Source organism: Reyranella sp. CPCC 100927, from assembly GCF_007859315.1.
GTDB lineage: Bacteria > Pseudomonadota > Alphaproteobacteria > Reyranellales > Reyranellaceae > Vineibacter.
The window spans coordinates 132,460-150,531 of record NZ_VOHA01000013.1; the positions used below are offsets into that span (position 1 = coordinate 132,460).

An 18,072-nucleotide genomic window follows, 5' to 3' on the forward strand; every position below is an offset into this window, starting at 1 on the left:
AGGCGGCGTGCCGCGGCGGAGCCGCAACTTTTCCACCGCGGCACCGTTAGGACGCTGTCTACGTCAAGGAGGTTTTATCGTGCGACTTACGTCTCCGTCGGTCTGCTTGTTGGCAGCTCTGGCGCTCACCGTGCCGCTCGCGGCTTGCGACGTGTTCCAGGGACGCCAGGATGTTGGTGAGTATGTCGATGACTCGGCGATCACCAACAACATTCGTGCCAAGTACATCGAAGACCCGACGGTCCACTTCGGCGATGTCGGCGTGACGACTCTGAATGGCAACGTACGCCTGAGCGGCCGGGTCAACTCCGATCGCGAACGTGCTCGTGCTGCGCAGGTAGCCTACAGCGTGAAAGGCGTCCGCAGCGTCAGCAACGAGATCATCGTGCGCTAGCCGCCATCCGTCGTCCCGGACTCTGCGGCGTCCGGGACGACGGGGTCGGCATCAGCGGCTTCAATCTCCAGTCCCAGGATCAGGTAGCTGAACGACTTGCCGTGCGAGTCGAGATTGAGCGACGTGTTGACGCCGCCCTCCAGCGCGTCCCGCAGCACGAAATTCAAACCATGCAGGTGATCCAGTTCGTAGCGCGTTACGCTGCCGCGCAGCAGCTTGGGATACGCCGCCTTGAGGCGCTCGGCCGTCAGCTGGTTCTTGAGCAGCGGATAGTCCTTGGGATCATAGGCCCAGACCGAAATGCTGGAAACATCACCCTTGTCGCCGGCGCGGGCATGGGCGATGTCATGAACCTTCAAACGCTCGCTCATGCCGTGAACATCCGCAGGGTTGGCCGCACCTGGTCGCGCGCGACCAGGGCTGAATGGGTGACGACGCTGGGCGAGATCGTTCCGCGATAACCGCCGCCGCCGGCTGGTCCGCAGCATAGCAAGGCCTCGACCTCCCATAGCATGGTGTCGATGTCCTCGCGTCGGCGCGAGCGCATGGCCACGCGCAGTCGTACGTCCTCGCTGTCGGTCGGCGGCGTGTGTGCCGTACCGTGCAGCGAGTTGACGCCGATCATGTCGATACGCAGGTCAGCCAACAGGGCATTGTTGCGCGACAGGCGCTGCCAGACGATTTCGCCGGCCAGCCGTGCTCGCGCCTGTGCATTGGGTCCGGCATAGCTGATGCCGCCCTCGGCAAGGAAACCGCCATCGAAGCCGATCGTGACCTTCAGCTTGTCGGGTCGCGGACGTCCGTCGGCGCCGTGCACATGGACCCGGTCCGGCTCCAGCTGCTCGATGGCGACGCGCGAGAAGTCAGCCGTCACATCGGGCGTCAGATACGTCGCCGGATCGTGGACCTCGTACAGCAACTGCTCCTTCACGGTGGCCGTGGTGACGCAGCCGCCGACCTCCGGCAACTTGGTGACGGTGAAGCCGCCGTCGAAGCCGACTTCGGCAATGGGAAATCCGCAATCGACCAGGCCGGGAACGTCCTTGAAGCCGGGATCCGCGAAGTAGCCGCCGGTGACCTGCATGCCGCATTCCAGCAGATGGCCGACCGCGGTGCCGCGTCCCAGCAGCTGCCAGTCGTCGAGGCCCCAGCCGAAGCGGAAGGCCAGCGGCGCCACGAACAGCGAGGGATCGGCGATGCGCCCGGCGATGATGACGTCGGCACCCGCCTTCAACGCAGGCAGCAGGGCTTCGGCGCCGAGATAGGCGTTGGCCCCGACCACCGGCAGGCCGATATCGCGGACCGTGCCGTCGCGATCGTGCAGCGCCGTGCCGGCGTTGATCTGGCGCGTCACGTCATCGCCCTCGACGCAGGCCACCTTGAGCCCGGCCAGTCCCAGCTCACGCGCGATGCCGACCGTCAGTTGGGCTGCCGCCAGCGGGTTGGCCGCGCCCATGTTGGTGATGACGACCGTGCCGTTCTTGCGGCAGGCAGCCAGCACGGCCCGCATGCGCTGGGCGGTATGGGGATTATAGCCTTTCGAACCGTCGAGCATGCGATCGCGATGGGCGAACGCCATGGTTCGTTCGCCCAGGCACTCGAACACCAGATAGTCGAGCGCGCCGCGCTGCGCGAGATCGACGGCGGGCTCCACACGATCGGAGGAAAAACCGGCTCCACAGCCGATGCGCACCGAGCGCCTCATCGGATGCACCCTGACACCAAGAGATCGCACGCCGGCGGCAACGCGGGGGCGTGCCGACCGGCATCAATTGAAAACGACTGGAAACGCACCAACACTCAGAGACCCCCAAACGGCACGTGATTGTGGATAAGCCTGCTCTCCGGCCCGATGGCGCGGTATGCGGCCCACTCAATGTGGCCCAAGTTTGGCATGCATTGCACGCCGTAATATTCCTGCACCGCAGCGCATCGAGACGGTCGGGAGTCTAGTATTCCCGCTGGGTGCAGTCTGCCGCCTTCCCGGACACTGCCGGAGATATTTGTGTGACCGGCGCTAGCGGCGCAGTGGCGGACTCGTGGCGGGACCCTTGAGTTCGATCTGGTTACCTTCCGGGTCGTCGAAATAGATCGACGGGCCGTCGCCTTCGGCGCCGTAACGCTGCACGACGTCGCCGGCCGTGATGCCGAAGGGCTGCAAGGCCTGTTGGATATCCGGTAGGCTGAACGGGTCCACGCGGAAGCAGAGGTGGTCCATGTTCGCGCCGCTGCGCGGTGCGTCACTCTTGACCAGGTCGAGCAGGCAGGCGCCGGCTCGCAGCTGCACGAGCTGCAGCTTGTCGAGTCGCCTCTCGACGTGACAGCCGAGGGCCTGCTCGTAGAAACGAATCATTCGATCAAGATCGTGGACGCGCAGGACGACGTGATCGATGCGCTGGATGCTGAACGTCATGGCGCCGCTCCGGCCAACTCAGGGATAGGCCAGAATCGTCTCGATCACCCGGTCGATCAAGAGGCGACTCTCGGCTTCCAGTGCGACCTGGACATGGCCGTCCTGGGCCAGCTGCGCCGGCAGCCGTGTGCCGGGATGAAAGGCGCGCAGATCGCAGACGGTCATGCCGCGCGTCAGGGCGCCGCCAAGCTCCACCTGCACCGTGGTCTGGCCATAGCGGATCAGGTCAGGGAAGGCGTAGGGGATGATGGCACAGACGTCGTGCATCGGCGCCAGGTCGAGGCCGAAGCTTTCGCGCTGACGGGCCAGGTAAAAGGCCAGCAGGTCGGCGATGACGCCGGCGACACGCCGGCTGCTGGAGCGCAGGCGATCGACGTCGGCCGACGTGAAGCCCGTGCGGCGCGTGACGTTCAGGCCGACCATGCGGACCGGGATGCCGCTGGCGAACACCGCGGCAGCCGCCTCGGGATCGCAGTAGATGTTGAATTCGGCGGCCGGCGTGACATTGCCGGTCGTGGTCGAGCCGCCCATGACGGTAATTTCGCGCAGCCATTGGGCGAGCCGTGGTTCACGCCGCAGGGCCAGCGCCAGGTTGGTCTGTGGTCCGATCACGGCAACCACCAGCTCGCCGCGGTGGCGCTCGGCTTGATCGATGATGAAGTCGACCGCGTGGGCGTCGACAAGCTTGAGGGACGGTTGGGGCAGGGTGGCACCGTCCAGGCCACTCTTGCCATGGATGTGCGGCGCAAATGTCGCGTTGCCCACCAACGGTGCCGCGCAGCCGCACGCCACCGGGATGTCGAGGCCGCCCAGCTCCATCAGCGCCAGCGCGTTATGCGTCGTGTTCTCGAGCGAGCTGTTGCCGTGGACTGTCGTGATGCCGACCAGGTCCAGGTGTCGCGCCGCGAACAGCAACGCCACGGCATCGTCATGGCCGGGATCGCAGTCGATCAGGATCTTGGTCACGGTGAACCTCCAGGATCTTATGGCCTGGGAATGCGCGAGTCATTGTGTCGCTTGCTGGATCCGCCGTTCATCGAGGCCTGCGGTCCGGGCGGCGCCGACGATGCTGGCCCAGGTGTCGTCCGGCAGCGGCACGCCGTCGGCCGTGCGTTGGGCACGCGTGCGAATCTCGGGTTCGCCAGGAACCAGAACGTCGCTGCCCGGTGCGGCGGGGCGTGAACTCTTGACGGCCTCGGTGTAGCGGGCGACTTCCGGATCGAAGAAATTCGACGGATCGACGACCCTGGGATCGACGAAGAAAGAGAACATGCCGTTGGCGAAACGCTGGCCATCCTGAGTGGCGCCGTTGCCGGTGAGCGCACCGCCCAACAGCTCGCACATGAAGGCGAGGCCGGATCCCTTGTGCTCGCCGAAGGCGCGGATGGCACCCTTGCCCTGGCGGTGATGGCGCGGACCGTCCGGCGTATAGTCGCCATAGAGCAGGTGAGGATCGGCGCTGGGAGCGCCATCAGGCCCGATCAACGCGTCGCCGGGGATCTTCTTGCCGCCTTGGCTCGCCACCAGGACCTTGCCCTCGGCCACGATCGAGGTGGCGAAGTCGAGCACCAGCGGCGGTTGGCCGGGGCGGGGAATGCCGACACAGTAGGGCGCGGTGGAGAAGCGCCGATCGACGCCGGCGTAGGGGGCGACCAGCACGCTGCCGCGGGCATTGACGAAATGGACCGATACCAGCCCCTCGGCCGCGGCCATCTCGGCGAAGTCGCCGGTGCGGCCGGTGTGACCGGCGTTGCGCAGGGCGATGGCGGCGAGGCCCATCTTCTTGCATTTGCCGATGCCGATCTGCACCGCCTGCGGCCCGACCGTCTGGCCGAAACCATACTTGCCATCGACCACCGCCAGCACGGGCGTGTCGACCACGACCTCGACCGTGGCATCGGCCACGATCGCCTTGTCTCGCAGCATCTGCAGGTAGCGCGGCACCCGGATCACGCCGTGGCTGTCATGCCCGGTCAGATTGGCCTCGACCAGGTACTTGCCGATGCGCGTGCTCTCTGCCGCCGAGCAGCCGGCCGCAGCGAAGATATCGCGCACGAAGTCCGACAGGGACTCGGCGGGGATGGTGACCGTCATACGCTGATCCTCTTTGCGACCGCGCGCGTCCACGCGCGCTCCAAAAGACTACTTCTTTCCCGCGCCGACGTGAGCCTGCTGCAGGCCGGCGACGTAGCCGCGATTCCATGTCGGCGTGATATGCACCTCGTTGATGCAGACATGGGCCGGCAGGCAGGCGATGTAGCGGATCAGGTCGCCGCAATCCTCCGATTGCACCATCTTGGCGCGGTCCTCCTGGCTGACCGGCACCGGCCGCTTGTCGAGGATCGGCGTTGCCACCTCGCCGGGGCAGACCACGCAGGAGCGAATGCCGTTGATGCACTCCTCCATGTTCAGGGAGTGGCTCATGGCGACGACGGCATGCTTGGCGGCGGTGTAGGCGGTGCCGCTCAAGGGGCTGACAACACGGCCGGCCATCGATGCCGTATGGATCAGCACGCCATCCTTCTGCTTGCGCATCATCGGCAACACGGCGGTGACGCAATAGAAAGCGCTGGAAAGGTTGCCCTGGATCACCGTGTCGACGCCCTCGGGTTTGAGCTGTTGCCAGCTGCGCTCCACGATGTTGAGGCCGGCGTTGTTGACGAGGATGTCGAGCCGGCCGAACGTCTTCTCGATGTCGGCGGCAATAGCAGCGACCGCGGTGGCGCTCGTCAGGTCGCCGGCCTTCACGACGGCTTTGCCGCCATCCTTCGCGATCGTGGCCGCGGTCGCCGCCAGCGGCGCCTCGCGACGACCGGTGAGGACCACTGTCGCGCCCTCCTGGGCCAGTGCAACCGCCGCTGCCTGGCCGATACCGGTGCCCGCGCCCGTGACCCACGCGATCTTGCCTTGCAACGCTCCCATGATCCCCTCGCAACGTAAGATTTGAAACGGCAACGGCGCCCGGGAGGGCGCCGCCGACCTTGTGCGACCGGATGGTCAGAGCACTTTCCCGGTGCTGTCGTCAATCAGGTGGAGGTTGTTGAGGTCGGCGATCAGCCGCATCTTGCCGCCGTCGACGGCACCGGCATTCGGGTTCACGCGGCCGCAGATCTCGGTGCCCTCGATGTTGAAGTAGACCAGGGTTTCCATGCCCATCGGCTCGGTGACCTCGAGGCCGACCTCGAAGACGTGCTGGTCGGGTTCGAGATGACGCGGCTCCTCGCGGATGTGCTCCGGCCGCAGACCGATCAGCAGGGACTCCTTGCCGGCATGCGGCTTGTAGCGTGCCGTGCGGTTGGCCGGCACTGGAAACGAGATCGTGTCCGACACACGTGCCCGCAAGGCACCGGCGGCTTCCTCCAGCTTGCACGGGATGAAGTTCATCGCCGGCGAGCCGATGAATCCGGCAACGAACTTGGTTTGCGGTGCGTGGTACAGGTCATTGGGTGCGCCCACCTGCTCGATGATGCCGCCGTTCATCACCACCACGCGATCGGCCAGGGTCATGGCTTCGACCTGGTCGTGCGTGACGTAGACGGTCGTGGTGCGCACCTTCTGGTGCACCTTCTTGATCTCGGTACGCATCTGTACCCGCAGCTTGGCGTCGAGGTTCGACAGCGGCTCGTCGAACAGGAACACCTTGGGGTCGCGTACGATGGCGCGGCCCATGGCGACGCGCTGGCGCTGGCCGCCGGAGAGCTGCTTGGGCTTGCGTTGCAGCAGTTCGGTGATGTCGAGAATGCGGGCCGCATCATCGACGCGGCGGCGGATCTCGTCCTTGGGCACCTTCTTCAACCGCAGACCGAACGACATGTTCTCGAACACGCTCATGTGCGGGTAGAGCGCATAGTTCTGGAACACCATGGCAATGTCGCGGTCCTTGGGTGGTACGTCATTGACGACGTCGCCGCCGATGGCGATTTCACCGCCGGTGATCTCTTCCAGGCCGGCGATCATGCGCAAGGTCGTGCTCTTGCCGCAGCCGGACGGACCGACCAGGACGATGAACTCCTTGTCGGCGATGTCGAGGTCGATGCCGCGGACGGCCGGCGTCTCGTCGTACGTCTTCACGAGTTTGCGCAACGTCACTTGTGCCATGGTCTCGTCAATGCTCCCTGCTGCGTTCGACGCCGCGCGCCGTCAGCCCTTGGTGGCGCCGGCTGTCAGGCCGGCAATGTAGTAGTCCATCAAAAACGCGTAGATGATCAAGGGCGGTGCCGCGCCAAGCAGGGCGCCGGTCATGATCTGCCCCCAGTTGAAGACGTCGCCCTTGATGAGGGTGGTCACGATGCCGACCGGCAGCACGAGCTGGTCGGTCGACGTCGTGAAGGCGAGCGGATAGAGGAACTGTGCCCATGAGACCGTGAACGCAAAGATCGTGGCGGCGATAATGCCCGGCAACGCCACCGGAATGAAGATCTTCGTCAGCGTCTGGCGCCAGGTCGCTCCATCGATCAGGGCCGCCTCGTCGAGCTCCTTGGGAATGCTGGCGAAGTAGCCGATCATGATCCAGGTGCAGAACGGCACGGTCAGCGTCGGATACAGGATGATCAGCGTCCACCAGTGGTTCATCAATTCGATGTCCAGCGCATCGCGAATGAAGGCGAACGTCTTGAACAGCGGAATGAAGAGCAGCGTTTCGGGGATGAGATAGGTCAGAAACACCCCCGTGGCGAGGGTGGCCGACCCCCAGAACTTCATGCGCGCCAGCGCAAAGGCTGCCAGCACGCTGATCACCATCGTGATTGCCACGACGCAGACCGACACGATGGCGGAGTTGCGGAAGAACACCAGGTACTGATTCTGGGTCAGGAGCTCGATGTAGTTGCTGAGTGTCGGGTTGAAGACCCACCACGGATTGGTCGCCGCCGATATCTCGGCGCTGGTCTTCAGCGACGTGATGAACATGTAGACCGGCGGCGTCAGGAAGAAGATCGCGAACAGGATCAGGAAGAAATACGACCAGCGCAGTGCCCAACGCCGGCTCTTGCTGATGCTGCCGTACTTCTGGCGTGGCGCCGCGGTGGCGCTGTCGGCGGTCACGACGGTCATGCTTCATTTCCCCGCTGGCTGATGTCGCGCAGGATGAATACGGCGGCGGCGGCCAGGATCGGCACCATGAACAGCGAGACAGCGGCGCCCAAGGGGATATCGCCGCTCTCGATGCCGACGCGGAACGCCCAGGTCGCGAAGATGTGCGTGTAGTCGATCGGGCCGCCCGCCGTCAGTACGCGCACGATGTCGAAGTTGGCGAATGTGACGATCAGGGAGAATAGCGCTGTGATGGCGATGATGTTGCGCATCATCGGCAACGTCACGTACCAGATTCGCTGCCACCAGGTGGCACCGTCGATGGAAGCCGCCTCATAGAGTTGCTCGGGGACCGACTTCAGTGCCGCCAGGTACATGATCATGAAGAACGGCGCGCCGATCCAGATGTTCACTAGGATCACCGAGAACCGTGCCCAGCTGCCGTTGCCCGTCCATGGAATAGGATCGATTCCGAACAGCGCCAGTATCCAGTTGAAGGCGCTGTAGGAGGGATCGAACAGCCACAGCCACGCCAACGTGCTCATCGCCGGCGGGATGACCCAGGGCACCAGCAGCATGCCGCGCCATTTGCGCTGACCCTTGGTCGGGATGTTGTGCACGAAATGCGCCACGATGAAACCGATCAGCGCCTTGAAGATGACGGCCGTGATGGCGAAGAGGCAGGACTGCTTCACGACCAGCCAGAATGTCTCGCGGCCGAACAGGAAGGTGAAATTGCCCAGCCCGACGAAGCGCTCCATCGACTTGTTGAGCATCGCGAGGTAGATCGAATAGGCGGCGGGGTAGGCCACCAGCAACAAGATGACGAGGATCAGCGGCAGCGCCATCAGGAAGGCGATCGTCGACTTGCGCTGCATCAGGCGATGCAGACTCGATCGCCCCGCTGCGCCGTTCATGGTGCCGGTACGTGATACCGCGATGTCAGCCATGGGTGCTCCTTGATCTCTTGTCGCCGGGAGCGCCCCGTTGGGGACGCTCCCGGCGATGAACGCATGCAATTCGCCTCAATCCGATCATGTCCGCATGAAACCCTCGAGTTCACCCGCGGCCCAGTTCAGCGTCTTTTCCATCGCCTCTCCCTGCGCCTGGCGCGCCACCATCTTGGTCATGATGCCTTGCGTGTAGATCTGCACGGCGATCTTCGGTGGTGCCGGCGCACCGGCCATCGACAGGACCTGATGATCGTGGGGATTGGGGTAGTGATAGAGCGTACCCTTGGGTGGGCCTTCCTCGGCCCAGGTCTTGAACGTGGTGAGCTTGGCAAACGACGGCAGGTCATAGCCGCCGCTGGCCGCCACCATCTTCTCGGCCGACGACGCTTGCGACAGGTCCATCAGCAGACTCTTGGCCGCCGGCTTGTTGCGGCTGAACGACCAGACGCCCCAGAAGTAGGGCACGAACGGCGCGAAACGGCCCTTGGGGCCGGCCGGCATACCGTGCGTCCACAGTTGCTCGGCAATCTGCGGCGCATCGCGCTTGGCCACCGCCCAGGCGCTGGGCGGGTTCATGATCGAGGTCCCCTTGCCCGACACCAGCCACTTGTTGTTGGACGAATCGTCCCAGGCCGCGATATCGGCCGGCATCACCGCCACCAGCCGCTTGTAGTAGTCCAGCGCCTGGCGCACGGCATCGGACTTCACCGTGATGTTGCCGCCGGCGTCGACCAGTTCGGCACCGAAGGACGAGAAGATCGCTCCGGCGCTGTCAACCGAATCGGCGGTCACGCCGATGCCGATCCCGAACGGGAAGCCGGCCTTGTGGCAGGCCTCCGCTGCCTTGACATAGGCATCCATGGTCCAGGTCTCGGTCTTGGGCGGGCCGCCGGCCGGGTACAGTGCCTGGATGTCGATGCCGGCATGTTGCTTTAGCAGATCGATGCGCGAGCAGGGTCCCTTGATCTGGCTGCCCACCGTGGCCGGCACCACGAGCCACTTGCCGTCGGCCTTGCCCAGGTACTCGACTGTCGCATTGACCTTGCCGTTCTGCTGGATCAGCGGACCCATCAGATCGTCGACCGGTTCGAGCAATTTGGCCTTGTCATGTGGCTCCCAGGACGGGAACGCCATGATGTCATGGCCGGACCGGGCCTGTGCCTCGGCGGCGATGGTCAGACGGTTCTTGTTGCCCTGCGAGGTGATGTAGTCGATCTGGACCTCGACCTTTTCCTTGGCCGCCCATGCGTTGACCAGATCGGTGGTGGCCTGGTTGGCGCCCGGGACCCAGTGGTCCCAGAAGCCCATCGACAGCTTGCCGGCGGCATGCGCGCCGCGCACGAACGGCGCCGTCAGGACGGCGCCCGTTGCCAGACTTTGAAACGTCCGTCGCGAAAGTTTGGACATGTCGATCCTCCTTCCGGCTCAGGTTCGCGTGAAGCCTTCGAGTTCACTGGTCGCCCAGGCGAGCGTCTTCTCCATGGCTTCGCCCTGGAAGTGCCGCACCGCCATCTTGGTCATGATGCCCTGGGTGTAGATCTGGACTGCGATCTTGGGCGGCGCCGGCGCGGCAGCGATCGACAGGACCTGATGGTTGTGCGGATTGGGATAGTGATAAAGCGTGCCTTTCGGCGGACCTTCCTCGGCCCAGGTCTTGAAGGTGGTGAGATTGGCGAACGACGGCAGGTCGTAGCCGCCGCTGGCGATCACCATCTTCTCGGCTGCCGCCGGTTGCGACAGGTGGTTGATCAGGCTCTTGGCCGCCGCCTTGTTCTTGCCGAACGCCCACGTGCCCCAGAAGAACGGCAGGAAGGGCCCGAATCGACCCTTCGGGCCGGCCGGCATGCCGTGTGTCCAGCACTGTTCGGCAATCTGTGGCGCATCGCGCTTGGCGACAGCCCAGGCGCTGGGCGGGTTCATGACCAGTGCGCCTCGGCCCGACACCAGCCACTTGTTGTTGGAGGCGTCGTCCCATGCCGGAACGTCCGACGGCAGGAACGCCAGCAGCCGCTTATAGTAGTCCAGTGCCTGACGCACCGGATCCGACTTGGCGGTGATGTTGCCCTTGGCATCCACCAGTTGGGCACCGAAGCCATGGAAGATGGCGCCAATGGTGTCGACTGAATCGGAGGTGATGCCGAGCCCGATGCCGAAGGGAACGCCCCCCTTGTGGCAGGCCTCCGCTGCTTTCAGGAACGTCTCGAGGTTCCAGGCGTCGGCCTTGGGTGCCTCGCCGGCCGGGTACATCGCCTGAATGTCGATGCCGGCATGCTGCTTCAGCAGGTCGATGCGCGAGCAGGGGCCCTTCATCTGGCTGCCCGCCGTCGCCGGCACCGCCAGCCACTTGCTGCCCTGCTTGCCGAGATACTCGACGGTCGCGTTCACGGCGCCGTTCTGCTTGATGAGCGGCTCCATCAGGTCGGTGACGGGCTCCAGCCGTTCGGCATGTTCCGCCGGCCACCACGTCGCCATCGCGATGATGTCGTGACCCGACCGCGCCTGCGCCTCGGCCTGCACCGTCAGCAACAGTTTGTTGCCCTGCGAGGTGATGTAGTCGATCTGGACCTCGACCTTCTCCTTGGCGGCCCACTCGTTGACCAGGTCGGTCGTGGCCTTGTTGGCGCCGGGCACCCAGTGGTCCCAGAAGCCGATGGAGAGTTTGCCCGCGGCATGAGCGCCGCGCACGAATGGTGCGGCTAGCGCCGTACCGGCGGCTAGCGTGTGGAACGTACGCCGTGACAGTCTGGTTGTCGCCATATCGATCCTCCCATGGAAGCGCTTTCTTTCTTGATTGGTTCGATGTGGACGGCCTATGTGCCGCGTTGTTGGTCTGGCTTACCTCCTGCGAATGTTCCCGTACGCGTTGCGGTGTTCAGGTCCGCATGAACCCTTCGATCTCGCCTGTGGCCCAGTCGAGGGTCTTCTCGATTGCCTCGCCCTGGAAGTGTCGCACGGCCACCTTGGTCATCAAGCCCTGATTGTAGATCTGTACGGCAATCTTGGGCGGCGCCGGCGCGGCGGCAATCGACAGGATCTGGTGATTGTGCGGGTTGGCGTAGTGATACAGCGTTCCCTTGGGCGGACTTTCCTCGGCCCAGGTTTTGAAGGTCGTGAGATTGGCGAACGACGGCAGATCAAACCCGCTGCTGGCGGCCACCATCCGTTCGGCGGACGACGCCTGCGAGAGATGGGTCAGCAGGCTTTTCGCCGCCGACTTGTTCTTGCCGAAGCTCCAGGCACCCCAGAAGAACGGCAGGAACGGTGAATAGCGGCCTTTTGGCCCCGCCGGCATGCCGTGTGTCCAGCACTGTTCGGCAACTTGCGGGGCGTCGCGCTTGGCGACCGCCCAGGCGCTGGGCGGGTTCATGATCATGGCGCCCTTGCCGGCGACCAGCCACTTGTTGTTGGACGCATCGTCCCAGGCCGGCGCATCGGGCGGCAGGAACGCCATCAGCTTCTTGTAATAGTCGAGCGCCTGACGCACCGGGTCAGATTTGGCGGTGATGTTGCCCTTGGCATCGACGAGCTGGGCACCGAAGCCATGGAAGATGGCGCCGATCGTATCGACGGAATCGGCGGTTGTACCCAGGCCGATGCCGAACGGCACACCGCCCTTGTGGCAGGCTGCAGCCGCTTTCAGGAACGCCTCGTACGTCCAGTCATCGGCTTTTGGAGCCTGGCCGGCTGGATACATCGCCTGGATGTCGATGCCGGCATGCTGCTTCAAGAGGTCGATGCGCGAGCAGGGCCCCTTGATCTGGCTGCCCGATGTCGCGGGCACCGCGAGCCACTTGCCGCCCTGTTTGCCGAGATACTCGACCGTCGCGTTGACGGCACCGTTCTGCTTGATCAGCGCGTCCATGACGTCGTTGACGGGCTCCAGCCGCTCGGCATGCTCGGCCGGCAACCAGGTGTTCATCGTCATGATGTCATGGCCGGAACGCGCCTGCGCCTCGGCGGCCACGGTCAGCAGCAGCTTGTTGCCCTGCGAGGTGATGTGGTCGATCTGGACCTCGACCTTTTCCTTGGCGGCCCATTCGTTGACCAGGTCGGTCGTGATCTTGTTGGCGCCTGGCACCCAGTGATCCCAGAAGCCGATGGAGAGTTTGCCGGCGGCATGAGCGCCGCGCACGAACGGTGCCGTCAGCGCGGTGGCGGCAGCGAAGCCGTGGAACGTGCGGCGCGACAGGCGGGAAGTCGACACGGCCATACTCCTTCGGAACGTCCCGGTGCGATCGGCGTATTGCAAGTCCTTGATGCAAGGTGCGGTACCCACGATCGATCGCGGGTACCGCTTTGCCGGCGGCTCAGGTCCGCATAAAGCCTTCGAGTTCGCTGGTCGCCCAGTCGAGGGTCTTCTCCATGGCCTCGCCCTGGAAGTGCCGCACCGCCATCTTGGTCATCAGGCCCTGATTGTAGATCTGCACCGCGATCTTCGGCGGTGCCGGCGCCGCGCCGACCGACAGGGTCTGGTGATTGTGCGGGTTCGGATAGTGGTACAGCGTGCCTTTGGGCGGGCCTTCCTCGGCCCAGGTCTTGAACGTGGTGAGCTTGGCAAACGAGGGCAGGTCGTAACCGCCGCTGGCCGCCACCATCTTCTCGGCTGACGACGCCTGTGAAAGGTGCATCAGCAGGCTCTTGGCCGCCGACTTGTTCTTGCCGAAGTTCCAGGTGCTCCAGAAGTAGGGCAGGAACGGCGCGAAGCGGCCCTTGGGTCCGGCCGGCATGCCGTGCGTCCAGCACTGTTCGGCGACTTTAGGCGCGTCGCGCTTGGCCACGGCCCAGGCGCTGGGCGGGTTCATGATCGAGGCGCCCCTGCCCGATACCAGCCACTTGTTGTTGGAGGCGTCATCCCATGCCGGCGCATCGGGCGGCAGGAAGGCCATCAGCCGCTTGTAGTAGTCGAGCGCCTGGCGGACCGGATCCGACTTGGCCGTGATGTTGCCCTTGGCATCGACAAGCTGGGCGCCGAAGCCGTGGAAGAACGCGCCGATGGTGTCGACCGAGTCGGTGGTCGTACCCAGGCCAATGCCGAAGGTGGCCCCGGCCTTGTGGCAGGCTTCCGCCGCCTTCAGGTAGGCGTCGTAGGTCCAGCTGTCGGCCTTGGCGGCTTCGCCTGCAGGATACAGCGCCTGGATGTCGATGCCGGCATGCTGCTTCAAGAGATCGATGCGTGTGCAGGGGCCCTTGATCTGGCTGCCCACGGTGGCCGGCACCGACAGCCACTTGCCGTCCTTCTTGCCGAGATATTCGACCGTTCCGTTGACGGCGCCGTTCTGCTTGATCAGCTCGTCCATGACGTCGTTGACGGGCTCCAGACGCTCCGCGTGCTCGTGCGGCAGCCACGTGTAGGTCGCCAGAATATCGTGGCCTGAGCGGGCCTGTGCTTCGGCGGCGATGGTCAGCAGCAGCTTGTTGTTCTGCGAGGTGATGTAGTCGATCTTGGCGTCGACTTTCTCCTTTTCTGCCCATTCCTTGACCAGATCCTCGGTCGCCTTGTTGGCGCCGGGCACCCAGTGATCCCAGAACCCGATCGTCAGCGAGCCGGCGGCGTGGGCACCCCGCACGAACGGCATGCTGACGAGCGCTGTCGACGCCAGCGCTGCCTTGGCAACTCTTCTGCGAGTCAGACTCCGAGTCTTCATGGCGTTGTCCTCCGTGGTGCGCCGGCACATGGGCTCGGCGTTCTTTCTTTCTCGCATCCCGATCGTTGCGCGATGCGTGCACTCTGTGACGGTGCTTTGGCATGGATGCTAAGCGCATTCTGCACATCAGGTCTATACCCATTGTCGGCCTAGGGTTGCATGACCAACAAATGAGCAGCCGTTTGACGCCGGCTGACGGCCACGGTGGCTGCGGCGCCCATGACGGCTGCATGGCAAGTAACCGGAAGGTTACATCGGCTGTTGACAGGCCCGCGCATCCGCCTCGATGCTGGTCGACAGTGGTCGAGGGAGGCGCGGCGTGCGGGAGAACACCGTCAAGAAGATCTGGGCCGCGGGCGGCGCCGTGGTGAACGGCTGGCTCGGCATTCCCAGCAGTGTCGCCGCCGAAAACATGGCGCAGGCCGGTTGGGATTCGCTGACCGTCGACTTGCAGCACGGCCTGGTCGACTACCAGGCCGGCGTTGGCATGATGCAGGCGGTCTGTACCACGGCCACCATGCCGTTGTGCCGGGTGCCGTGGAACGAGCCCGGCATCATCATGAAGATGCTCGATGCCGGCGCCATGGGCGTGATCTGCCCGATGATCAACTCCCGCGCCGAGTGCGAGGCTTTTGTCGGCGCCTGCCGCTACGCGCCAGTCGGCTATCGCAGCGTCGGTCCGACCCGCGCCACCTGGTGGGCCGGCGCCGACTACCTGAAGCAGGCCAACGGCCAGATCGTTACCATGGCGATGATCGAGACCCGCAAGGCGCTCGACAACCTGGACGAGATCCTGAGCGTCCCGGGGTTGGACGGCATCTATGTCGGTCCGGCCGATCTTGGCCTGTCGCTGGGCAAGGAGCCGCGCGGCGACCACACCGACCCGTTCATGGTCGACACCATCAAGGGCATCCTGGCGGCAGCCAAGAAGCACAAGATCCATGCCGGCCTGCACTGTGCCTCCACCGCCTACGCCCGGCAGGCGATCGAATGGGGCTATCAGTTCGTCACCATTCTCGCGGACAACGCGCTGTTGATGAACGCGGCCAAGCAGACCGTGGCCGAGATGCGAGCCGGCACCGGTGCCGCAACGACAGCGGCAAAGCCGACGGGTCCGTACTGAGGCAGGTTGATCGTATGGCTTCTCCGCGCAGACGCGGAGAAGGGAGGTTTCCCCGCGCGTCGCTTCGCTGCGGTCTGTAACCACCGCTTCACAGTTCCCACGCTAGAGTGCCGACCGCGGGTTCGACGCAGGGCGGGTTGGGACAGTCGATGCGGATGCAGGAGGCAGCCTCCGGAGCGATGTGGGGCCCGGTTCTGCTTCTGACGTCGGGGTTGTTCGGCGGCATCGCGTCAGCCGCCCCTCCCGCGGAAGAAGGCATGTTGCGTGACGCGCCGCCACGGGACGGCATCGTCTTCGATATTGCAGCCCAACCCCTGGCATCGGCGCTGGAAGCCTACAGCGCAATGACTGGGCTCGACGTGTTTTACGATGGTGCGCTGGCCGTGGCGATACGCTCCAGCCACGTGAAGGGGCAGTTTGCGGCACCGGCGGCACTGCATCTCCTCCTGCGGGGTACGGAACTCACTGCCCGATCGACGGGGGCGGGCAGCTTCACCATCGAACCGACGGCGAGCGCATCGGCCCGACGCGCGCCGGCCGCCGGCAGCAGTTCCTATGAGGCCTATTTCGCGCTGGTTCAGGCTAACGTCGCGCGGACCCTGTGCAGCAGTCCCCAGACTCGGCCGGGACGCTACCAGGTTGTCATCAAATTATGGATCGCGCCCACAGGCGTCATTCGGCGCACCGAATTGTCCGAGTCGACGGGCGGGCCGTCGCGTGACCAGGCCTTCTTGAATGTGCTGCGGAATCTGCAAATCGGCGCCTCGCCGCCACCGCGCATGCCTCAGCCGATCACTATGGCCGTTTTGCCGCGCACGGGGCTGCAACCGGCCGATTGCGGTGTTGTCGGCAGTCGTGCCGGCGAGCGATAGGCACGCGGATAGCCGGCAGGGGCCGGGATGGGCTGCGGCGGTTCCTCGTCGACAGCTATGATGATCTGAAGTCGCGGTTGACCCGGCGGCTGGGGTCTGCCGATCTCGCCGGCGAAGTTTTGCACGAAACGTGGCTGCGGCTGGATCGTGCCGCCGTGGCCAGCGACGTGCGCAGTCCCCGTCTCTATCTGTTGCGCGTTGCGCTGAACATCGCCTGGAAACGGCTGAAGGCCGAACCGCGCACCCTGACACTGTCCGATGCCAAGGCGGCAATGGGCATCGCCGACGAAGCGCCCGACGCGGCGCGGGCGACGTTGGCGCGTCTCGACCTGCAGGCACTCGGCCACGCCATGGCCGAGCTCACGCCGCGCCGCCGCCAAGTCCTGTTGGCCTCGCGCCTGGAAGGTATCCCGCTGCGCGAGATCGCCATCCGGCTGGGCATCTCCCAACGTTTGGTCGAACTCGAATTGAAGCACGCCCTGGCCCACTGCGCCTTGCGCCTGGACAAAACAGTAACACAGCGATTCGGTCCCCGGCCTCGCCAGGGATCTGATGACATGGCGAACAACGCCCGGGGTGAGCCGGGCGGTACGAAATCCTGAGAGCTGGTGGGGGATGCGCGGCACCATTGAACCCGACAAGATGCTGGCGCCACTGGATCGCGAGGCCCAGTACTGGGTGATGCGTTTCGCCGCGGGTGAGGCGACGTCGGCTGACCTCGATTCGCTCAAACATTGGGCCGCGCGCAGCCCTGCACACGCCCAAGCGTTCACCCGGGCGACTCGGCTATGGGAAACAGTGGGGCAAGCCGCTGAACCGTGGATGATCGATCAGGCAGCGCTGCCCGCCAGGGCGGAAAAGGCGGCCCGCGTGCACCGGCCACCGGGCCGCCGGGCCTTCCTGGCCGGAGCAATGTCCATGGCCGCTGCCGGTGCCTATGTGGCGGTCCAGCCGCCGTTGGGAGTCTGGCCGTCTCTGGCGGAACTGGCGGCGGATTGGCGGACTGACACCGGTGAGCAGCGTCGGATCGTCGTGGCCGATCACATTTCCATCGACATGAACACCCAGACCAGCGTCGCGGTGCGATCGAAGATCGCGCAGGCGCACGGCATCGAGCTGATCGCGGGCGAGGCGTCCATCTCCACGACAGGCGCCACCAGTTCGTTCACGGTCATAGCCGGTGATGGCCGGATCTCGGCCGGGCAAGCGCGCTTCAACGTGCGTTATGACGGTACTGCCGTTTCGGTGAGCTGCCTGGAAGGACAGGTCAGTATTGCGCGGCCTGATACTGTGCGTACCCTGCCGGCGCAGCGCCAGATCCTGTACTCGCATCAGGGATTTCGACCGGCGACATCGATCGATCCGGAAATGGTCACCGCGTGGCAGAACGGCCTGCTGATCTTCCAGGCGATGCCGTTGGCCCAGGCAATCGACGAGATCAACCGCTATCGTCGTGGCCGCATCATCCTGATGAATGCAGAACTGGGACGACGTTTGTTCAATGCTCGCTTTCGCATCGAGAACGTCGATGGCGTGGTGGACCAGATCCAGCAGATCTTCGGCGCACGCGTCACGTCGCTGCCGGGTGGAATCGTCCTGCTGAGCTGATTGGTCCTCCGATTTTTTTTTCGGTCGCAACAC

18 protein-coding genes are annotated in these 18,072 nt (G+C 64.7%); 5 read left to right on the top strand and 13 right to left on the bottom strand.

The genetic code is table 11. The features are described from left to right. Positions 1 to 79: 79 nt before the first annotated feature. Positions 80 to 394 (top strand): BON domain-containing protein, encoded by a 315-nt coding sequence (locus FQU96_RS28015; protein WP_178130744.1) that lies wholly within the window; start codon positions 80 to 82, stop codon positions 392 to 394. Here FQU96_RS28015 and FQU96_RS28020 read toward each other — a convergent pair. The 13 genes from FQU96_RS28020 to FQU96_RS28080 form a co-directional block, all read right to left on the bottom strand. Further along, positions 391 to 765 carry a hypothetical protein gene (locus FQU96_RS28020; protein WP_146544667.1) on the bottom strand — a complete coding sequence of 125 codons (375 nt, stop codon included), beginning with the start codon at positions 763 to 765 and terminating at the stop codon, positions 391 to 393. The two genes, FQU96_RS28015 and FQU96_RS28020, sit on opposite strands and share 4 nt — an antisense overlap. Next, positions 762 to 2,099, bottom strand: a complete 1,338-nt coding sequence (locus tag FQU96_RS28025) for an acyclic terpene utilization AtuA family protein (RefSeq protein WP_146544668.1) — start codon at positions 2,097 to 2,099, stop codon at positions 762 to 764. The genes FQU96_RS28020 and FQU96_RS28025 overlap by 4 nt, the downstream gene beginning before the upstream one ends. Before the next feature lie 312 nt (positions 2,100 to 2,411). Further along, on the bottom strand, positions 2,412 to 2,807 hold the full coding sequence (locus tag FQU96_RS28030; RefSeq protein ID WP_146544669.1) for a VOC family protein: 396 nt from the start codon (positions 2,805 to 2,807) through the stop codon (positions 2,412 to 2,414). Positions 2,808 to 2,825: 18 nt separating this feature from the next. Then, the gene (locus tag FQU96_RS28035) at positions 2,826 to 3,773 is read right to left on the bottom strand and encodes a nucleoside hydrolase (RefSeq protein ID WP_178130745.1); all 948 of its coding nucleotides are present in this window, start codon (positions 3,771 to 3,773) and stop codon (positions 2,826 to 2,828) included. Positions 3,774 to 3,812: 39 nt separating this feature from the next. Beyond that, positions 3,813 to 4,901: a malate/lactate/ureidoglycolate dehydrogenase gene (locus FQU96_RS28040; RefSeq protein ID WP_146544671.1), complete on the bottom strand. Its 1,089-nt coding sequence runs from the start codon at positions 4,899 to 4,901 to the stop codon at positions 3,813 to 3,815. A 48-nt stretch (positions 4,902 to 4,949) separates the two neighbouring features. Next, on the bottom strand, positions 4,950 to 5,729 hold the full coding sequence (locus FQU96_RS28045) for an SDR family oxidoreductase (RefSeq protein WP_218574907.1): 780 nt from the start codon (positions 5,727 to 5,729) through the stop codon (positions 4,950 to 4,952). 75 nt (positions 5,730 to 5,804) lie between these two features. Further along, positions 5,805 to 6,905: an ABC transporter ATP-binding protein gene (locus tag FQU96_RS28050; protein ID WP_146544672.1), complete on the bottom strand. Its 1,101-nt coding sequence runs from the start codon at positions 6,903 to 6,905 to the stop codon at positions 5,805 to 5,807. Positions 6,906 to 6,947: 42 nt separating this feature from the next. Continuing rightward, positions 6,948 to 7,859 carry a carbohydrate ABC transporter permease gene (locus FQU96_RS28055; protein ID WP_146544673.1) on the bottom strand — a complete coding sequence of 304 codons (912 nt, stop codon included), beginning with the start codon at positions 7,857 to 7,859 and terminating at the stop codon, positions 6,948 to 6,950. After that, positions 7,856 to 8,755, bottom strand: coding sequence for a carbohydrate ABC transporter permease (locus tag FQU96_RS28060; RefSeq protein WP_255468602.1), 900 nt, complete (start codon positions 8,753 to 8,755; stop codon positions 7,856 to 7,858). The genes FQU96_RS28055 and FQU96_RS28060 overlap by 4 nt, the downstream gene beginning before the upstream one ends. 117 nt (positions 8,756 to 8,872) lie before the next feature. Then, complete coding sequence (locus FQU96_RS28065) at positions 8,873 to 10,204, bottom strand: ABC transporter substrate-binding protein (RefSeq protein ID WP_370461395.1); 1,332 nt, start codon at positions 10,202 to 10,204, stop codon at positions 8,873 to 8,875. 12 nt (positions 10,205 to 10,216) lie between these two features. Continuing rightward, positions 10,217 to 11,548, bottom strand: coding sequence for an ABC transporter substrate-binding protein (locus FQU96_RS28070; RefSeq protein WP_146544676.1), 1,332 nt, complete (start codon positions 11,546 to 11,548; stop codon positions 10,217 to 10,219). A 115-nt stretch (positions 11,549 to 11,663) separates the two neighbouring features. Then, positions 11,664 to 13,001, bottom strand: a complete 1,338-nt coding sequence (locus FQU96_RS28075; protein WP_146544677.1) for an ABC transporter substrate-binding protein — start codon at positions 12,999 to 13,001, stop codon at positions 11,664 to 11,666. A gap of 97 nt (positions 13,002 to 13,098) precedes the next feature. After that, positions 13,099 to 14,436 (bottom strand): ABC transporter substrate-binding protein, encoded by a 1,338-nt coding sequence (locus FQU96_RS28080; protein ID WP_146544678.1) that lies wholly within the window; start codon positions 14,434 to 14,436, stop codon positions 13,099 to 13,101. A gap of 319 nt (positions 14,437 to 14,755) precedes the next feature. On the opposite strand from FQU96_RS28080, the gene FQU96_RS28085 reads away from it, so the two are divergent. The 4 genes from FQU96_RS28085 (at position 14,756) to FQU96_RS28100 (ending at position 18,039) form a co-directional block, all read left to right on the top strand. Next, positions 14,756 to 15,559, top strand: coding sequence for an HpcH/HpaI aldolase/citrate lyase family protein (locus FQU96_RS28085; RefSeq protein ID WP_146544679.1), 804 nt, complete (start codon positions 14,756 to 14,758; stop codon positions 15,557 to 15,559). A 149-nt stretch (positions 15,560 to 15,708) separates the two neighbouring features. After that, positions 15,709 to 16,431 carry a TonB C-terminal domain-containing protein gene (locus tag FQU96_RS28090; protein ID WP_146544680.1) on the top strand — a complete coding sequence of 241 codons (723 nt, stop codon included), beginning with the start codon at positions 15,709 to 15,711 and terminating at the stop codon, positions 16,429 to 16,431. A 32-nt stretch (positions 16,432 to 16,463) separates the two neighbouring features. Then, the gene (locus FQU96_RS28095) at positions 16,464 to 17,033 is read left to right on the top strand and encodes an RNA polymerase sigma factor (protein ID WP_255468603.1); all 570 of its coding nucleotides are present in this window, start codon (positions 16,464 to 16,466) and stop codon (positions 17,031 to 17,033) included. Between the two features lie 13 nt (positions 17,034 to 17,046). Continuing rightward, positions 17,047 to 18,039 carry a FecR domain-containing protein gene (locus tag FQU96_RS28100; RefSeq protein ID WP_178130746.1) on the top strand — a complete coding sequence of 331 codons (993 nt, stop codon included), beginning with the start codon at positions 17,047 to 17,049 and terminating at the stop codon, positions 18,037 to 18,039. Positions 18,040 to 18,072 lie beyond the last annotated feature (33 nt).